At 63.6% G+C, this 18,274-nt stretch carries 14 protein-coding genes and 3 tRNA genes; 3 read left to right on the top strand and 14 right to left on the bottom strand.

What is annotated here, in order from left to right:
- From PMM47T1_RS27630 to PMM47T1_RS27640, 3 genes are all read right to left on the bottom strand, one after another.
- Positions 1-616, bottom strand: a 616-nt coding sequence (locus PMM47T1_RS27630) for a T6SS effector phospholipase Tle3 domain-containing protein (RefSeq protein WP_008375472.1), incomplete at its 3' end; no start/stop codon positions are given.
- 119 nt (positions 617-735) lie between these two features.
- Complete coding sequence (locus PMM47T1_RS27635) at positions 736-1,662, bottom strand: 1-aminocyclopropane-1-carboxylate deaminase/D-cysteine desulfhydrase (protein ID WP_008375475.1); 927 nt, start codon at positions 1,660-1,662, stop codon at positions 736-738.
- A 43-nt stretch (positions 1,663-1,705) separates the two neighbouring features.
- Positions 1,706-3,742 (bottom strand): NADPH-dependent 2,4-dienoyl-CoA reductase, encoded by a 2,037-nt coding sequence (locus tag PMM47T1_RS27640; protein WP_008375479.1) that lies wholly within the window; start codon positions 3,740-3,742, stop codon positions 1,706-1,708.
- A 195-nt stretch (positions 3,743-3,937) separates the two neighbouring features.
- Between PMM47T1_RS27640 and PMM47T1_RS27645 the strand changes: the two genes are divergently transcribed.
- A complete protein-coding gene (locus PMM47T1_RS27645) occupies positions 3,938-5,068 on the top strand; it encodes a carbon-nitrogen hydrolase family protein (RefSeq protein ID WP_008375481.1) in 1,131 nt (376 codons plus the stop codon).
- A 4-nt stretch (positions 5,069-5,072) separates the two neighbouring features.
- Positions 5,073-6,113 carry an AraC family transcriptional regulator gene (locus PMM47T1_RS27650; RefSeq protein ID WP_008375483.1) on the top strand — a complete coding sequence of 347 codons (1,041 nt, stop codon included), beginning with the start codon at positions 5,073-5,075 and terminating at the stop codon, positions 6,111-6,113.
- 338 nt (positions 6,114-6,451) lie between these two features.
- Here the strand turns inward: PMM47T1_RS27650 and PMM47T1_RS27655 are convergent, their stop codons facing one another.
- Complete coding sequence (locus PMM47T1_RS27655; protein ID WP_050990470.1) at positions 6,452-7,336, bottom strand: DUF2242 domain-containing protein; 885 nt, start codon at positions 7,334-7,336, stop codon at positions 6,452-6,454.
- 564 nt (positions 7,337-7,900) lie between these two features.
- Here PMM47T1_RS27655 and PMM47T1_RS27660 point away from each other — a divergent pair.
- On the top strand, positions 7,901-10,006 hold the full coding sequence (locus PMM47T1_RS27660) for a TonB-dependent siderophore receptor (RefSeq protein WP_008375490.1): 2,106 nt from the start codon (positions 7,901-7,903) through the stop codon (positions 10,004-10,006).
- Positions 10,007-10,265: 259 nt separating this feature from the next.
- Here PMM47T1_RS27660 and PMM47T1_RS27665 read toward each other — a convergent pair.
- The 10 genes from PMM47T1_RS27665 to accD form a co-directional block, all read right to left on the bottom strand.
- Positions 10,266-10,342, bottom strand: a tRNA-Asp gene (locus tag PMM47T1_RS27665).
- Between the two features lie 94 nt (positions 10,343-10,436).
- Positions 10,437-10,513: transfer RNA gene (locus PMM47T1_RS27670), tRNA-Asp, on the bottom strand.
- Between the two features lie 60 nt (positions 10,514-10,573).
- Positions 10,574-10,649 (bottom strand) — tRNA-Val (locus PMM47T1_RS27675).
- A 160-nt stretch (positions 10,650-10,809) separates the two neighbouring features.
- Complete coding sequence (locus PMM47T1_RS27680; RefSeq protein ID WP_008375492.1) at positions 10,810-11,586, bottom strand: SDR family oxidoreductase; 777 nt, start codon at positions 11,584-11,586, stop codon at positions 10,810-10,812.
- A complete protein-coding gene (locus PMM47T1_RS27685; protein ID WP_008375494.1) occupies positions 11,583-12,797 on the bottom strand; it encodes an O-succinylhomoserine sulfhydrylase in 1,215 nt (404 codons plus the stop codon). The genes PMM47T1_RS27680 and PMM47T1_RS27685 overlap by 4 nt, the downstream gene beginning before the upstream one ends.
- A 258-nt stretch (positions 12,798-13,055) precedes the next feature.
- Positions 13,056-14,561 (bottom strand): amidophosphoribosyltransferase, encoded by a 1,506-nt coding sequence (gene purF / locus PMM47T1_RS27690; RefSeq protein WP_008375496.1) that lies wholly within the window; start codon positions 14,559-14,561, stop codon positions 13,056-13,058.
- 42 nt (positions 14,562-14,603) lie between these two features.
- The gene (locus PMM47T1_RS27695; protein ID WP_008375498.1) at positions 14,604-15,164 is read right to left on the bottom strand and encodes a CvpA family protein; all 561 of its coding nucleotides are present in this window, start codon (positions 15,162-15,164) and stop codon (positions 14,604-14,606) included.
- Between the two features lie 78 nt (positions 15,165-15,242).
- Complete coding sequence (locus PMM47T1_RS27700) at positions 15,243-15,920, bottom strand: SPOR domain-containing protein (protein WP_008375500.1); 678 nt, start codon at positions 15,918-15,920, stop codon at positions 15,243-15,245.
- The gene (folC, locus tag PMM47T1_RS27705) at positions 15,904-17,211 is read right to left on the bottom strand and encodes a bifunctional tetrahydrofolate synthase/dihydrofolate synthase (RefSeq protein ID WP_008375502.1); all 1,308 of its coding nucleotides are present in this window, start codon (positions 17,209-17,211) and stop codon (positions 15,904-15,906) included. The genes PMM47T1_RS27700 and folC overlap by 17 nt, the downstream gene beginning before the upstream one ends.
- A complete protein-coding gene (accD, locus tag PMM47T1_RS27710; protein WP_008375504.1) occupies positions 17,208-18,128 on the bottom strand; it encodes an acetyl-CoA carboxylase, carboxyltransferase subunit beta in 921 nt (306 codons plus the stop codon). The genes folC and accD overlap by 4 nt, the downstream gene beginning before the upstream one ends.
- Between the last annotated feature and the right edge of the window lie 146 nt (positions 18,129-18,274).

Raw genomic sequence — 18,274 nt, forward strand, 5'->3', positions numbered from 1 at the left:
GGATGAAATAGCGCCGCGACGGCGCCTTGCCCATGTACAGGGTGTTGCCCAGGGCAGTCTGGGCCAGGTGGCGGATGAACTTGTTGAAGCCGCGGCCGTACATTTCAAGAAGGTTGTTGGTGGCGTTGGCGAAAAAGCCGCCGCCTTTGCCGAAGTGGCGGTCCAGGCGGTTGCCAAAGACGTCCTGGAACTGGCCGCGCAGGCGCGTGGGGTCGCCCTTGTCGTCGCGCTGAATTTCGTCGGGGGTGGCGCGGTAGCCCCAGTAGAAGGGGATGAACAGGCTGGCGGCTTTTTTGGCTTCCTGGCGTTGGTAGAGGTAAGTGTCGGGATCGTCGGCGATGTCGAACTCTTCCTCCGTCCGTTCGTCTGCTGGGACGCTCTGGGCCGCGCTGAATGCGGACCCATAGGTTCCTGCGCCGAGATCCACCCGATCCAACCGCTCATTGACCCCCTTGCATAACCCCGTTTCCACAGCCTCGTAGGAAGCCCCTGGGTCATTGACGCCATGCAAAAAGATCACCACGCCTGGCATGTCGGCCGGGACCTCGATCCACTTGATGGAGTTCGGGATGGTGTTGAGCCGGGTAGTTCCCCGGGCAACGACTTGTTGGCGCATATGAAGATGTTCCCCTGCACATGGAATACGTACAAAGGAGCGGATGCTAGGGAAGGCGGCAAAGCCCCGTATGCAGGAAAAATCCGAGAAGACGTGAGAAATGTCTGTTTTTCGGAATTTTATAAAAATGCGCTACCCAACGGCCTCTTTCGAAAAGATGTGTTGAAACCGCGGCGGCCCTGGAGGCCGCCGGTGTGGATGAACACCAGGCGCGTGCCCGGGGCAAAAAGATGCAGGTGCTGCTGCAACGCCAACAGCGCCTTGCCGGTATACAGCGGCTCCAACGGCACCCTGCCCTCCTCCTCCGCCGCGCCCATGAACGCCAGCAACGCCTCGTCCACCTTGGCAAAGCCGCCACGGCTGGCATCCATCAGCTCATAGCCGCCCGCGTCACCGACAATGGCCTGCACATTCTCCGGCACCCCGTGCCCCGGAGGCACCGCCAGGGCACCATACACCGGCGGGCCGCCCGCCATCACCAGCCCCGCCAACGTGGTGCCCGTGCCCACGGCCAACCACCAGCCGTCAAAATCGTCCCACCCCAGCGCCGGCAACTGCTCGCGCACCTGATCCAGCAACACCCGGCAGCCACGCGCACCTTCCACCCCACCGCCGCCTTCGGGCACCGCCAGCAAATCAGGGTACTGCGCCCGCCACGGCGCCCAGAACCCCGGCGCATGGCGCTCGCGATAGCCACCATAGCCCAGCCAGTGCAATTGCATGCCGAACGCCTGCAAGTCATCCACCGTAGGTGTGTGCTGGGCATGCCCGCACATCAGCCCCACCGTCTTGAAATCCAGCCGCTTGCCCGCCGCTGCCAATGCATGAAGATGATTGGAGTGAGCGCCGCCCAGGCTCATGACGCCGGACATACCCTGGTCGCGCATATGGACAAGGTGTTCGCTGAGCTTGAACCACTTGTTGCCGCTGACCAGTGGGTCAATCAGGTCCAGGCGCAGGATGGCCACCTGTATCCGGGCGGCGTGGAGCCAACCGAGGTTCAGGGGTTGCAGGGGCGCAGGCTGCGCCCAGGAGGGGAGGTTCATTTCACGGTTCACTGGCGGGCATCAAAGCCGCCAGTTTACCCGGTCACAGCTCCGCAGCCAGCCGCGAACCTTGGTTGATGGCGCGCTTGGCATCCAGCTCGGCCGCCACATCAGCGCCGCCGATCAGGTGCACCGACTGGCCCGCCGCGATCAAGCCTTCCTGCAACTCACGCAGCGGATCCTGACCGGCGCAGATGATCACGTTGTCCACCGGCAACACCTGTGGCTCACCCTCGCCGATGCGCACATGCAGGCCGGCGTCATCGACCTTCAGGTATTCCACGCTGTTGAGCATCTGCACACCCTTGTTCTTCAGGCCCGTGCGGTGAATCCAGCCGGTGGTCTTGCCCAGGCCGTCGCCAACCTTGCTGGCCTTGCGCTGCAACAGGTATACCTCACGCGCCGGGGTGTGGGGCTGGGCCTTGATGCCGGCAACGCCACCGCGGGCCTCCAGGGCGGTGTCGATGCCCCACTCTTTCCAGAATGCGGCGCGGTCCAGACTCGTAGCCACGCCTTCGTGCACGAGGAATTCGCTGACGTCGAAGCCGATGCCACCCGCACCGATGACCGCGACCTTGTGGCCCACTGGCTTGCGTTGCAGCAGCACGTCCAGGTAGCTGAGCACCTTGGCGTGGCCGATGCCGTCGATGGCCGGCAGGCGCGGCGCAATGCCGGTGGCCAGGATAATCTCGTCGTAACCGCCAGCCCCCAGCTGCTCCGCGTCCACGCGGGTGTTCAGGCGCACGTCGACGCCGGTGGTTTCCAGCTTGCGCTTGAAGTAGCGCAGGGTTTCAAAGAACTCTTCCTTGCCCGGCACGCGTTTGGCCACGTTGAACTGGCCGCCGATTTCGCTGGCTGAATCGAACAGCGTCACCTGGTGCCCGCGCTCGGCCGCCACGGTGGCCGCCGACAGCCCCGCCGGGCCGGCCCCCACCACGGCAATCTTCTTTACCTTGGCGGTGGGGATGTAGTTGAGCTCGGTCTCGTGGCAAGCGCGCGGGTTCACCAGGCAACTGGTCAGCTTGCCGCCGAAGGTGTGGTCCAGGCAGGCTTGGTTGCAGCCAATGCAGGTGTTGATTTCGTCGGCGCGGCCTTCGGCAGCCTTGTTGACGAAGTCGGGGTCGGCCAGGAACGGACGGGCCATGGACACCATGTCGGCGTCGCCCTCGGCCAAGATCTGCTCGGCCACCTCCGGGGTGTTGATGCGGTTGGTGGTGATCAGCGGGATCTGCACCGCGCCGCGCAGTTTGGCAGTGACCTTGCTGAAGGCACCACGCGGTACCTTGGTGGCAATGGTGGGGATGCGCGCCTCGTGCCAGCCGATGCCGGTGTTGATCAACGTGGCGCCAGCCTTCTCGATAGCCTTGGCCAGGATCACGATCTCGTCCCAGGTACTGCCGCCTTGCACCAGGTCGAGCATCGACAGGCGGAAGATGATGATGAAGTGCGAGCCCACGGCCTTGCGCACACGGCTGACGATGTCCACCGCCAGGCGCATGCGGTTGTCGTAGCTGCCGCCCCAGCGGTCGGTGCGGTGGTTGGTCTGCGCGGCCAGGAACTGGTTGATGAAGTAGCCTTCGGAACCCATGATCTCGACGCCGTCGTAACCGGCCCGCTGGGCCAGTTGCGCGCAATTGACGAAATCGCCGATCTGCTTCTCGATGCCGGCCTCGTCCAGCTCATGCGGGGTGAACGGGTTGATCGGCGCTTGGATGGCGCTGGGTGCTACCTGCTTGGGGCTGTAGGCGTAGCGGCCGGCGTGGAGGATCTGCAGGCAGATCTTGCCGCCTGCCTCGTGCACGGCCTGGGTCACCACGGTGTGCTTTAGCGCCTCTTCCGGGGTGCTGAGCTTGGCCGCGCCAGCGTACACCCCGCCCTCCTCGTTCGGCGCGATGCCGCCGGTGACCATCAGGCCCACGCCGCCACGGGCACGCTCGGCAAAATACGCTGCCATGCGCGCGAAGCCACCGGGTTTCTCTTCAAGACCCGTGTGCATCGAGCCCATCAGGCTGCGGTTGCGCAAGGTGGTAAAGCCCAGGTCCAGCGGGGCGAGCAGGTGCGGGTATTGAGCGGCGGCCATGGGTGTCACTCCATCAACAGGCAAATCACGGGATGCGGTGGCCTCGGAATCTGTACCGGGTACCGTCGTTTATCTGTGGTTGAATTTACGGTCAAGCAGGAAGCGGCTCAATGACTGAAAGTGACAAGTTATTGATCCAACTGCACAGCAGGTTTACCCTGAGCTTCACTTTTCATTGCCTGATCTGCCCTGCTTATGGCCCGTCTGCTGCTTAGCCTGTTTTCCATCGTCCTGGTCGCCATGCTGGGCGCCTACGCCGTATGGACCCAGGACCGCCCCGCCGGCCATTACCTGTCCGACCTGCGCATCCAGGTGGCCCTGGACGAGGGTGTGCCCGCCGAGCGCGGCAACCTGCTGGGCATTCAGCCCGAGCTGTACGCCACCGACTACCAGAGCCTTGCCAGCCTGCACCGCAAGCTGGCCGCCTACCTCAACCACGCCCGTGACCTGGGCATGCTGGGGCCCAAGACCATTGTCGTGTTGCCCGAGCACATCGGCACCCTGCTGTGGGCCCGCGGCGAAAAGGACGAGTTGTACCAGGCGCCACGCCTGGCAGAGGCCAATCAGTGGCTGGGCTACAGCAACCCGCTGCTCTTCGCCCGCGCCTGGCTCGATGCCAAGAGCGACGACCGCGCCCAGGACACTCGCCTGCGCATGAAGTCGCACAGCATGGCCAGTGACTACCAGCAATTGTTTGGCGGCCTGGCCAAGGAGTTCGGCATAACCCTGGTAGCCGGCTCGATTATCCTGCCCAACCCGCAACTGGTGGACGGCACCCTGCACGTGGGCCGCGGCAGCCTGTACAACATCAGCCTGGTGTTCGCCGCCGATGGCAAACCACTGGGCCAACCGCAGCGCCAGCTGTACCCCGACTTCGTCCAGCGCCGCTATGTGCAACCCAGCCCCGACCCGCAACTGCAGGTGTTGGACACCCCGGCCGGGCGCCTGGGCGTGCTGATTGGCAGCGACAGCTGGTACCCGGCCAATTACGCCCAGCTCAACGCCAAGGGCTGCGAGTTGATCGCCGTGCCGGCGGCGCTCAATGGCAAGGACGTGTGGCGCGAGAGTTGGCGCGGCAACCCCGACCGTCGCGACTTCGAACAGTTGGGGCTCAAGCCCGGTGAAGTCACGGAAGGCGAAGCCTGGCAGCGCCTCAGCCACGCCAGCCAAGCCACGGTGAGCACGGCGCGTGCGAGCATCAGCGTGTTCCTGCGCGGGCAGTTCTGGGACCAGTTCAGCGGCGGGCAAAGCTTCGCCAACCACGACGGCCAGACCCACCCCACCGACGACGGCCGCGGTGCGCGGCTGATCAACCTGTGGTTGTAGGCCCATGCCCACTACGCCGATCAAACTGGGTGACCTGTCCGTGGGCTATATCCACAGCCTGGCAGACGCCGTGGCCAGCCATGGCCTGGATCCTGCGCCGTTGTTGCTGCAATACGGGCTGGACCCGCTGCGCCTGGGCGAGGCGGGAGCGCGGCTGTCGATACCGCGCTACATGCGCCTGGGCCATGCCGCGATCCAGCTGACCGGCGACGCCGCACTGGGCCTGCGCATGGGCCGCGCCAGCCGCATGACCCAGGCCGGGCTGGCCGGTGTCACTGCGGCCCAGGCACCCACGGTACGCGAGGCAGCGCGCACGCTGATCCGCTTCACGCCGTTGAATCAGTCCAACTATCGCGGCCAGGCCAGCCTGCATGAGGATGCTCGCGGGGCGTGGCTGCGCTTCTACTCCATCAGCCCCTACAACCCGTACAACCGCTTTGTGGTGGACTCGGTGCTGGCCGGCTGGCTGCAACAGCTGACCACCTTGTGCCAAATGCCCATCAGCGCCGAGCGCATCGACGTGGAGTACGCCGCGCCCACCTACGCCGAGCAGTACCAGGCGCTGAGCAGCGGCCCGGTGACGTTCGGTGCCGAGCACAACCAGCTGCGCTTGAGCCTGGCGAGCCTGGCCTTGCGTAACCCGGACCATTGCCCCAGCACCTACAAGCACCTGTTGATCCTGTGCGAGCAGGAACTGGAGCAACGCACCCGCACCCGCAGCCTGCGCGAACGCATCACGCAGTTGCTGGGGCCATTGCTCAACGGCGGGCGGGAGCCGGACCTGGAGGAAGTGGCCGCGCGGCTGAAGCTGCCGACCTGGACCCTGCGGCGCAAGCTGGCTGATGAAGGCACCCAATTCCGTGCCATTCTCAATGACACACGGCGCGACCTGGCCATGGCCTACATCCGTGATACGGAGCTGGCCTTCGGCGAGATCGCCTATCTGTTGGGGTTTGCATCGGCGGAAGCCTTTGCGCGCGCGTTCAAGCGCTGGAAGGGGCAGACGCCGGGGGATTATCGGCGCGACAGTGTGCGGGCGTTATAGCTCGGTGGCGTCTTCGGCAGGCTCCAGCGGGTCCAGTTCGATGGCGCGTGATTCCAGCAGTTCTTCCTGATACTCGTCCATTCTCATGTCCTCTCTTTGTGTGCTGGGCAGGATAGCGCCGGCCCATGAAGAAATAATGACGCGGGTCAAGAGGATGAACGAACGCATACCCCGGGAATTTAGACGGCGCTACCCTCCCGCAGGAGGTGTCGCCAGGCTGCGAAATGGTCCGCAGGACCTTTGGCGGTGTCACGTCTATCGCACAGCCCCGCTGCGCGCGCCTTCGCAGCCTGGCGGCGGATGGCCGCCCCGCAGCTCTTACGGCCTGGCGGCAGCCCCTACGGGGCTGGGGTGGTGGTATCGGTGCTGGTGGCCGCTGGGGTAGCTTCAGCCGGCGCGGTCGTGGTGGCTGCAGGAGTGATCGGCGCGGCTTCGGCCGGCGGGGCTACGGGTTGCGAGCTTTGGGCTGGGGTGGCAGCGGGTGTAGCAGCAGGTGCTGCCGGTGTAACCACAGGCACGGCCGGGGCCGCAGGGGCTGGCGTTGCGGCTGCCGCTACCGGTTCAGGGGCCTTGACCGGCTCCACCTTGGAGTCTGCTTTCACTTCAGGCTTGGCTTCGGCCTTGGGTTCAGGCACACCCAGTTCAGCCTTGGGCTTGTCGACGATATGCGCCGCCTTTTTCGCCTCGGCCGGCAGGTACACGTCCACCAATGCGAAATAGCGGTCATAGAACTTCGGTGCGGTCACGGTCTCGCTGGCCACCTTGACCATGGAGTCGTCGGTGGAGCCGATGGGCATCGACACAGAGCCCAGCACACCCACGCCCAGGCTGGCACTGTTGTTGACTTTCTTCAGCGCATAGCGATCCTGCAGGGCGTTGGCAAACATCGTCGACGACGTATTGCTGTTGCCATCCGCCGCACAGGTGACGCTGAAGCTGATCTCCATGTGCGTCTCGCCGGTTTGCTGGAAGCTCTTGTGGCCGCTGAGCTGCTTGGGATCGCTGCTGGTGATGATATAGCCCTGGCTGAGCAAAGCCCGCCGCGCAGCTTCGCACGACGACGCATCGCTGACAGGGTAGTTGCGCGAATACGTGCCCGAGTCGGAGAACTCCTCGTGCTCGTACATGGCCGGTTTTTTCGAAGAGCAGCCGCTCAAGGCGACCAGCGCAAACGCCACAGCACAACCCAACCGTGGGGCGCTCCAGCTCAGTGACTTAGACATTGCGAATCCTGGGCAAACAATCAGCCTCTATTGTGCCTCACACGGGAGGGACAACGCGCGTGAAATCAGTTTTAGACAACCTCCAACCTTACTACGACCACCCCTTGGGTGAAAGTTCCAATAGACGCATGGGCGGGGTGTAAAGACGTATGACATCATTAAGCCAGCACTGTAGCATGCGTCGCCCTTGATACATATTTCCTCCGATTCACCGGACCGAACCGCATCCAATTCCTGCGGGCCGAGGAAATACCGGCGGGGCATCAGAATGCCTTGCTGTATGGCCCACGTTCGCCAAAATACGGCACTGACTGATTCTGTAGCCGCCCACCACCTTGTAGCCGCCGCCAGGCTGCGCTGGCCCCCAATCACACTTCAGTGAATCAGAGGGCCCGCGCAACCTGACGGCAGCAGCTACACACCCGCCGTTCCCCCGTATCGCTTCCGACACACAAAAATTTGTGAAAATTGTGTCAAATTGTTGTTAGTATTTGATTTAGTTTCTCATTAGCGTTTCCGCTACGACTAACGAAACCAACAACTAACCTCCTAGGAAGCTTCCCCTTGAATCGTCGCCTCCCTGCCAGTCTTCTACTGGCCGGCGCCTGCTGCGCCCTGCCTGCTGTTCATGCCGCTGACGAAGTGACCTTGCCATCGACCGAGATCCAGGACAGTTCGCTCCAGGACGACACCCAAACTCAAGGGTACAAAGGTGCCCCGGCCACCAGCACCACCAAGCTGGGGTTGACCGACAAGGAAACGCCACAAGCGATTACCACCATCACGCGCGCGCAGATGGACGACTACAAGATCAACGGCATCAAGGATGCGCTGCGCTCAGCGCCGTCGGTGACGGTGGAGCAGTCGGAGACGGACCGTACCGAGTTCACGTCGCGTGGGTTTGACATCACCACGTTTGAATTCGATGGCATGAGCATGCCGTTTACCCAGACCATGTTGATCGGCGACCAGGACATGGCCGAGTTCGAACAGGTTGACGTGCTGCACGGCGCCAATGGCTTGATGAGCGGCACCAGCAACCCGTCGGCCACGGTCAACTTCGTGCGCAAGCGCCCTACCGACACCTTCCAGGCACAGATCGATACCAGCGTCGGCTCGTGGGACAACCGCCGCGTGGACGTGGACGTCTCCGGCCCGCTGACGCCGACCGGCAACGTGCGTGGCCGCTTTATCTATGCCCACGACAAGGGCAACTCCTGGCTGGATCAATACAGCCATGAACGCAATGTGGCGGCGGGCCTGCTGGCATTCGACCTGTCGGATGCCGATACACTGACGGTGGGTTTCTCCCAGCACAACAGCGATTCCAATGGCAGCACCTGGGGCAACCTGCCGCTGGTGGACGGCAACAACCAGCCGATCCACTACAGCGGCCGCAGCACCAGCGTCGGCCAGCCATGGACCTACTGGAACATGCACACTCAGCGCGCGTTCGCCGAGCTCAAGCATGACTTCGGCAACGGCTGGAACGGCACCCTGACCGCGACTGGCATTACCGAGTACCAGAACAGCAGCATGCTCTACGTGGGGGATGTGACGGGCGATACCGCCGATGTGTATGCCGGACAGACCAGCAGCAAGGCTCACGAAATGATCGGTGAAGCCAAGGTATCCGGTCCGTTCAGCCTGTTTGGTCGCGAGCACCAACTGACGGTGGGCGTGAACTACGGCCACACCCATGAAAAGGCGCGTGAATACGATGCTGTCGCTGACAGCGGCAGCTATGAGGCATCGTATGCTCAAATTCTGGCCGGCGACCTGCCTAAGCCTGCGTTCATCTACACCGGCGACTACGACGCCGAGAACTACACCGACACCCAGAAAAGCGTCTTCGCCGCCACGCGCTTCAGCCTGACGGATGACCTGCACTGGATCGCCGGCGCGCGCATGATCAGCATCGACGGCTCCGGCGACAGCTACGGCGCCGACCACTCGGTACGCAACCACGGCAAGGTCACACCCTACACTGGCCTGGTCTACGACCTGACCCCGCAGTGGAGCGTGTACACCAGCTGGACCAAGATCTTCAACCCGCAATATGACTACCTGGGCCTGGACGGCAAACCCTTGCAACCGCTGGAAGGCAAAAGCCTGGAGGCAGGCGTCAAGGGTGCCCTCATGGATGATCGCCTTAAAGTGCAGGCGGCCGTGTTCAAGACCCAGCAAAGCAATGTCCCGGGCGCCTCGGATGACACGTCAGGGCACACCCTTTACGCCACCACTGACAACAAGAGCCACGGCGTGGAACTGGAAGCCTCGGGCGAGGCCCTGCCAGGCCTGGACGTGCTGGCTGGCTATACCTACGTGCACATCGAGGACGAAGAAGGCGACAAATCGCGCCGCTTCATCCCCACCCACAGCGTCCATGGCATGCTCAGCTACCGTCTGCCCGGCCTGCCCCAAGCCAAGGTGGGTACGCGCGTCAGCTGGCAGAGCGCGATTCAGAACGACAGCTACAGCTTCATTCGCCAGAACGCCTACGGCCTGGTGGACCTGATGGCCAGCTACGATATCGACAGCCACTGGACCACGTCGCTGAACCTGAACAACCTCACCGATCGCAAGTACCTGGTCTCCCTGGAGAGCGGCACCGCCAGCAACTACGGCGCCCCACGCAACCTAACCGCTTCGGTCAGCTGGAGGTACTGATTCCCAACCCACACAAAGCAAAATGCGCCCCACCTGGTAGCCGCTGCCGAAGGCTGCGCTGGCCCTTGCATCCGCTGGAGATCTTCAGCGAAGCATAGGGCTAGCGCAGCCTGACGGCGGCGGCTACGGGTCGTGGTGGTGTTCGGCAGTGGGGATCGGCCTTGCGGTGGCTCCAACGTCAAATCGCAGGCACAAAAAAAGCGACCCTAAGGTCGCTTTCTTTGTGCTTCAAGGAGTTCAAGGGCCTCGAAGCTTTGTATGGCGCAGCGGACGGGACTCGAACCCGCGACCCCCGGCGTGACAGGCCGGTATTCTAACCGACTGAACTACCGCTGCGTGTCGCATGCACTTGCGTGCAGTTGAAACTGGTCTGACCGAGACATTTCGAGCTTCTCGATCTCTGACCCGGCAAGGCCGAATCAGGTAAAAATGGCGCAGCGGACGGGACTCGAACCCGCGACCCCCGGCGTGACAGGCCGGTATTCTAACCGACTGAACTACCGCTGCGCAGTGCTGGATGCCTTATCAGTAGCAAGGCGTCCCCTCTTGGGAAGAAGAGGATCAGAGTGGTGGGTGATGACGGGATCGAACCGCCGACCCTCTGCTTGTAAGGCAGATGCTCTCCCAGCTGAGCTAATCACCCGCTTGCCTCTCCAATGACGCGAACTTTACGCAGCCAACGAAGGTAAGTCAATAACTTTATTGAAGTTTTTTCAAAAAAGTCATTTGTCTTACCGCGCCGCCCTTCTCCTTGGCGAGCATACCCCCGTAGCCCGGCGGCCGCGGCTACAAGGGTTGGCGGTTTATGGCTGGTAGATCATCTTGCGCGTCATGCCGCCGTCCACCACCAGTTCCTGGCCGGTGACGAAACCCGCGTTCTTGGACAACAGCCAGGCCACCAGCGCTGCCACGTCTTCCACGGTGCCCACACGCCCAGCCGGATGCTGGGCATGATCGGCCTCGCTCAATGGCGCGGCGCGGCGCTCGGACAGGTCGCGGGCATCGATCCAGCCTGGGCTCACGGCATTGACCCGGATCTCCGGGCCAAGGCTGATGGCCAACGCGTGAGTCAAGGCAACCAGCCCGCCTTTACTGGCCGCATAGGCCTCGGTGTCCGGCTCGGACTGCCCGGCACGGGTAGACGCCAGGTTGACGATGGCCCCGCAGTGGGCGCGCAGGTACGGCGCGCAATGCTTGGCCAGCAACATGGGGCCGCTGAGGTTGACTGCCAGCACGCGATTCCACTTCTCCAGCGCCAGGGTTTCCAGCGTGGTGTTGTGGGGGTCGGTGATGGCGGCGTTGCACACCAGCGCGTCCAGGCGGCCGAACTGGCCCAGTACCTGGGCCACGCCTTTCTTGACCTGGGCTTCGTCAGCCACGTCCATGGCGATGAACACAGCGTTCTCGCCCAGGGCCTTGGCCACCTTGGGGCCGCGTACGCGGTCAAGGTCGGTGAGCACCACTTGCCAGCCCTCGGCAATCAGCCAGGCTGCAATGCCCAGGCCGATGCCGCGGGCGGCGCCAGTGACCAGGGCAACCCGGCCATTATGGCTGGCGCTTTTCGCGGACCAGTCGATCACAACGCCGCCAGGCCGCGCGCAAGGTCGGCTTGCAGGTCGGCCACGTCTTCCAGGCCTACCGCCACGCGGATCAGGCTGTCACGGATACCGGCGGCTTCACGTTCGGCAGGCGACAGGCGCCCGTGGGAGGTGGTGCCCGGGTGGGTGATGGTGGTCTTGCTGTCACCCAGGTTGGCGGTGATGGAGATCAGTCGCGTGGCGTCGATGAAGCGCCATGCGCCCTCTTTGCCACCCTTGACCTCAAAGCTGACCACGCCGCCAAAACCGCCACGCATCTGACGCTTGGCCAGCTCGTGCTGCGGGTGGCTTGGCAGGCCGGCGTAGTGCACCTTCTCGATACCGTCCTGCTGCTCCAGCCACTGCGCCAGCAGCTGGGCGCTGGCGCAGTGGGCGCGCATGCGCAGGTTCAAGGTTTCCAGGCCCTTGAGGAAGATCCAGGCGTTGAATGGGCTCAGGGATGCGCCAGCGGTACGCACCACGCCAACCATCTCTTTCATGTGCTCGGCACGGCCAGCGACCACGCCGCCCATGCAACGGCCCTGGCCGTCGATGAACTTGGTGGCGGAGTGCACGACAATGTCGGCGCCCAGTTTCAGCGGTTGCTGCAACGCCGGCGTGCTGAAGCAGTTGTCCACAACCAGCAGGGTGCCCTTGGCGTGGGCGATTTCAGCCAGGGCGGTGATGTCCACCAGCTCGGCCAGCGGGTTGGACGGCGACTCGACGAACAACAGCTTGGTGTTGGGCTTGATGGCCGCATCCCAGCCGGCCAGGTTGGCCAGTGGCACGTAGTCCACTTCGATGCCGAAGCGCTTGAAGTACTTGTCGAACAGGCTGATGGTGGAGCCGAACACGCTTTGCGAGATCAGCACGTGATCGCCAGCGCTGCACAGGCCCATGGCCACGGCGGTGATGGCGGCCATGCCGGTGGCGAAGCCCACGGCCTGCTCGGCGCCTTCCAAGGCGGCGATGCGTTCTTCAAAAGAACGTACGGTGGGGTTGGTGTAGCGCGAGTAGACGTTGCCCGGCACTTCACCGGCAAAACGCGCCGCCGCATCGGCCGCGGTGCGGAAAACGTAGCTGGAGGTGAAGAACAGCGGGTCGCTGTGTTCGCCTTCCGGCGTGCGGTGCTGACCGGCGCGTACGGCCAGGGTGTCGAAGCTGACCCCTTCCAGATCGCTGTCCAGCCGCCCGGCGTCCCATTCCTGTGTCATCACGCTACTCCCGAATCAATAAATTTAGAAACCGCAGGTTGCCGAGTCTACCAAAGTTCACACTCTGTAGCCGCTGCCGCCTTGTGGGCGCGGGTGCTACCCGCGAAGCAGACACCACAGTGCGCCAGGTATGATGCGGCGCTCTTTTCCCGGGCAGAGCCCGCTCCCTCGAGGCCGTCGCGGGTGCAGGAAGGGAGGTGAAAACAAAAACGCCCGAGCTCTTTGCAGAGGCTCGGGCGCTGGAAGGCACGCTATCGATCAGTTGTTGTACAGGTCGATAATCGCACTCACCGCCTGAGTCTTGAACTTGGAGGCATCGTTGCGTGCCTGTTCGATTTTGTTCAGGTACTTCTCGTCGATGTCACCGGTCACGTACTTGCCGTCGAACACCGCGCAGTCGAAGTGCTCGATCTTGACCTTGCCACCGCCCACTGCATCAATCAGGTCCGGCAGGTCCTGGTAGATGAGCCAGTCGGCACCGATCAGGTCGGCCACTTCCTGGGTGCTGCGGTTATGGGCGATCAGTTCGTGGGCGCTTGGCATGTCGATGCCGTACACGTTCGGGTAGCGAACGGCCGGGGCCGCCGAGCAGAAGTAGACGTTCTTGGCGCCAGCTTCACGGGCCATCTGGATGATCTGCTTGCAGGTGGTGCCGCGCACGATGGAGTCGTCCACCAGCATCACGTTCTTGCCGCGGAATTCCAGTTCGATGGCGTTGAGCTTCTGGCGTACCGATTTCTTGCGCGCGGCCTGGCCGGGCATGATGAAGGTACGGCCGATGTAGCGGTTCTTGACGAAACCTTCGCGAAATTTCACGCCCAGGTGGTTCGCCAGTTCCAGGGCCGCGGTGCGGCTGGTGTCCGGAATCGGGATGACCACGTCGATGTCGTGCTCGGGACGCTCGCGCAGGATCTTCTCGGCCAGCTTCTCGCCCATGCGCAGGCGCGCCTTGTACACCGAGATGCCGTCGATGATCGAGTCCGGGCGGGCCAGGTATACGTGTTCGAAGATGCACGGGGCGTACTGCGGGTTCGGTGCGCACTGACGGGTGTGCAGCTTGCCGTCTTCAGTGATGTACACCGCTTCGCCCGGGGCCAGGTCGCGAATCAGGGTGAAGCCCAGCACGTCCAGGGACACGCTTTCGGAGGCGATCATGTACTCCACGCCTTCGTCGGTGTGGCGCTGGCCGAAGACGATCGGGCGGATGGCGTTAGGGTCGCGGAAACCGACGATGCCGTAACCAGTGATCATCGCCACCACGGCGTAGCCGCCCTTGCAACGCTTGTGCACGTCGGCCACGGCCGCGAACACGTCTTCCTCGGTAGGCTGCAGTTGCTTGCGCGTGGCCAGCTCATGGGCGAACACGTTCAGCAGCACTTCGGAGTCGGAGCTGGTGTTGACGTGGCGCAGGTCCGATTCGTAGATTTCCTTGGCCAACTGTTCAACGTTGGTCAGGTTGCCGTTGTGCGCCAGGGTGATGCCGTAAGGCGAGTTGACGTAGAACGGCTGGGCCTCGGCCGAGGTCGAGCTGCCCGCAGTGGGGTAGCGCACGTGGCCAATGCCCATGCTGCCGACCAAGCGCTGCATATGGCGCTGCTGAAACACATCACGCACCAACCCGTTGTCCTTGCGCAGGAATAACCGGCCATCATGGCTGGTCACAATACCGGCAGCGTCCTGGCCGCGGTGCTGGAGGACGGTTAGCGCGTCATACAGCGCCTGATTGACGTTCGACTTACCGACGATACCGACGATGCCACACATGCGACGCAACCCCTACTTAATGAATCTGAACTGAACAACCCTTTACTGGCCCTTGTGAGCGGCCGGAAAGAGTTGATCCTTGAACGGAATATCAACTGGTGAGCTGATTCCGCTGGCGAGCCACTGACTGGTCATCCCCAGGACGAGGTTTTTCGACCAGTCGGCGACCAATAGAAATTGGGGCACCAACCGAGATTGCTGCCACCAGGTGTCTTGTTGAAACGGGCCCAGGCTCAGCAGCCCGACGCCAACGACCACCAACAGGCCGCCACGCGCCGCGCCGAAGGCGGTACCCAGGAACCGATCGGTACCGGACAGCCCGGTGACGCGAATCAGTTCGCCGATGAGAAAGTTGACCATGGCGCCGACCAGCAAGGTGGCGACGAACAGAATGGCGCAGCCTGCAATGACGCGGGCCGAAGGCGTTTGGATATAGCCTTCCAGATATTGGGACAAAGCGCCTCCGAACATCCAGGCAACCGCACCGGCAATGATCCAGGTGAGCAGAGACAAGGCTTCCTTGACGAAGCCGCGCTTCAAGCTGATCAAAGCGGAGATGGCGATAATCGCGAGTATCGCCCAGTCAACCCAGGTAAATGCCACGGTGCAGCCTGCAAACAGATAAGGCGGCGCATTTTAGCAGAGCGCCGCCTTATGGGTAAGCAATGTTTACGAGGCCAATCAACCGCGCTCAGGCTGGAAGCGAACGACAAAACCTTTCACGCTCTGCTGGCGGCTGATCAGGTCGCGCAGGCGCTCCGCTTCGGCGCGGTCGATCAGCGGCCCGACGAACACCCGGTTCATGCCATCGGCGGAGCGTACATAGGCATTATAGCCCTGGCTGCGCAGGGACTTCTGCAGGCTGTCGGCGCCGCTGCGGCTGGACAGGCTGGCCAGTTGCACAGCCCAGCTGACCGGCAGGCCATTGGCGTCGATCTTGCTGGCGGCCGGGTCAACCTTGGCGACCGGCGCGGGCGCCGGGGCGGGTTTGACCACGGGGGCCGGCGCTGGCTTGGGCGCTGGCGCCTGAACCTGGGCCTGTTGCTGCACCCGCGGGGCCGGCGCCGGGGCGACGACCGGTTGCGGGGCTACCGGCATGGACGGTGGTGGCGCCGTGGGGGCGGCCTGGGCTTCCACGGATTCGGCGTCCTGGGGCAGGTTCTGCTGTTCAGGCACCGGCACCGGCTCTACCTTGACCTGCGGTACAACCGGCGCCTGGGGCGCTTCAGGCGCGTCAACCCGCACCTGGCGCAACTCGTCCTGACGGGAAAACAGCATCGGCAGGAAGATCACCGCCAGCGCAATCAGCACCAGGGCACCGACCATGCGCTGCTTGAACACCTTATCCAGCAAAGCCATCCGCAACTTCCTCCGTGGCATGCCGCGCCAGCCATTCCAGGGCCTCGCCAACACAATAAAAAGATCCGAACAGCAGTATTTCGTCAGCCTCGAGTGCCAGCTCGCACTGGGCCTCCAGGGCCTGCTCGACGCTGGCATAAGACGTCACGCCCGCGCCAAGGTTCGCCAACGCCTGCTCAAGCTCGGCGGCCGGGCGGGTGCGGCCGGTGGGCAACGGTGCCACCGCCCACTGGCTGACCAGGGCTGCCAGCGGCGCGATGACGCCGTGCAGGTCCTTGTCAGCCAGCAGGCCGAACACCGCCAGGCGCTGCCCTCGTGGTGGCCGGCTGGCCAGGCGCCGGGCCAGGTATTCGGCCGCATGGGGGTTATGCCCCACGTCCAGCAGCAGGTTCAAGCGCTTGCCCTTCCAGGTGACCTGGCGCCGATCCAGACGCCCGGTGACACGGGTGTCCAACAGCGCCTGGGCCAGTTGACCCGGCTCCCACGGCAAGCCGGTCAGGCAATAGGCCTGCAGGGCCAGGGCGGCGTTTTCCATGGGCAGGTCCAGCAGCGGCAGGCTATCGAGCACCAGCGGCTGGCCATCCAGGGTACGGCCGCGCCATTGCCACTGGCTGTCGCCAAGGGTCAGGTCGTAGTCGTGCCCACGCAGGAAAAACGGACAGGCCAGCTCAGCCACCTTGTCGAGCACGGTATGGGGCGGGTCGGTGTCGCCGCACAGCGCCGGGTGACCGGCACGCAGGATACCGGCCTTCTCGAACCCCACCGACTCACGGGTATTGCCCAGGTAGTCGGCGTGGTCCAGGCCCACGCTGGTGATCAGCGAAAGGTCGGCATCCACCAGGTTTACCGCGTCCAGGCGCCCGCCCAGGCCCACTTCCAGCACCACGGCATCCAGCGCCGCCTGCTTGAACAGCCAGAACGCCGCCAGCGTGCCCATTTCGAAATAGGTCAGGGAAATCTCGCCCCGCGCCGCTTCAAGCGCCGCGAAGGCTTCGCACAAGTGCGCGTCGTCGACTTCCACGCCGTCGATCAGCACCCGCTCGTTGTAGCGCAGCAGGTGTGGCGAGGCGTAGACGCCGACTTTCAGACCCTGGGCCTTGAGCAGCGACGCGACAAAGGCGCAGGTCGAACCCTTGCCGTTGGTGCCGGTGACCGTGATCACGCGGGGCGCCAAGCGCCCCAGGCCCAACCGCGCCAGCACTTGCTGGCAGCGGTCCAGGCCCATGTCGATGGCCGCCGGGTGCAATTGCTCCAGATACGCGAGCCACTCGCCCAGGGTACGTTGCGTCATACAGTGGCAGGCGCCGGGGGAACCACCATCGGCTCGATGGGAGCGGCGACGAAGGTTGGGGTCGGCAGGCCCATCATCTGGGCCAGCAGGCTGCCCAGGCGCGGGCGCAGTTCCTGCCGCGAAACGATCATGTCGATGGCGCCATGCTCCAGCAGGAACTCGCTGCGCTGGAAGCCTTCCGGCAGTTTTTCACGCACGGTCTGCTCGATCACACGCGGGCCGGCGAAGCCGATCAGGGCCTTTGGCTCGGCGACAATGACGTCACCCAGCATGGCCAGGGAGGCCGACACGCCGCCGTACACCGGGTCGGTCAGTACGGAGATGAACGGCAGGCCTTCTTCACGCAGGCGGGCCAGCACGGCCGAGGTCTTGGCCATCTGCATCAGCGAGATCAGCGCTTCCTGCATGCGCGCGCCACCGGAAGCGGCGAAGCACACCATTGGGCAACGGTTTTCCAGGGCGTAGTTGGCAGCGCGCACGAAGCGCTCGCCGACGATGGCACCCATGGAACCGCCCATGAAGGAGAATTCAAAGGCGCTGCACACCACCGGCATGCCTAGCAGGGTACCGCTGATGGAGATCAGCGCGTCTTTCTCGCCGGTCTGCTTCTGGGCACCCACCAGGCGGTCTTTGTACTTCTTGCCATCACGGAACTTCAGGCGGTCGACCGGCTCCAGGTCAGCGCCCAGTTCGTTGCGGCCTTCGGCGTCCAGGAAAATATCCAGGCGTGCACGTGCGCCAATGCGCATGTGGTGGTTGCACTTGGGGCAAACGTCCAGGGTCTTTTCCAGCTCCGGACGGTACAACACCGCCTCGCAGGAAGGGCACTTGTGCCACAGGCCTTCAGGGACCGAGCTTTTCTTCACCTCGGAACGCATGATCGAAGGGATCAGTTTGTCTACCAACCAGTTGCTCATGCTTTCTTTCTCCAGTAACGGGGACCGCTCGCGCGATCCCGCGCATGCCCTTTGAGCTCAATTTAATTCGTGTAAAGCTTGGGGAACTGCACGTATGCGCTCGCGCCATCTTCAAATTCCGGGATGCCCGACCCGCAGGTCGTCAT

Origin of the sequence: Pseudomonas sp. M47T1, from assembly GCF_000263855.1 — a bacterium.
GTDB lineage: Bacteria > Pseudomonadota > Gammaproteobacteria > Pseudomonadales > Pseudomonadaceae > Aquipseudomonas.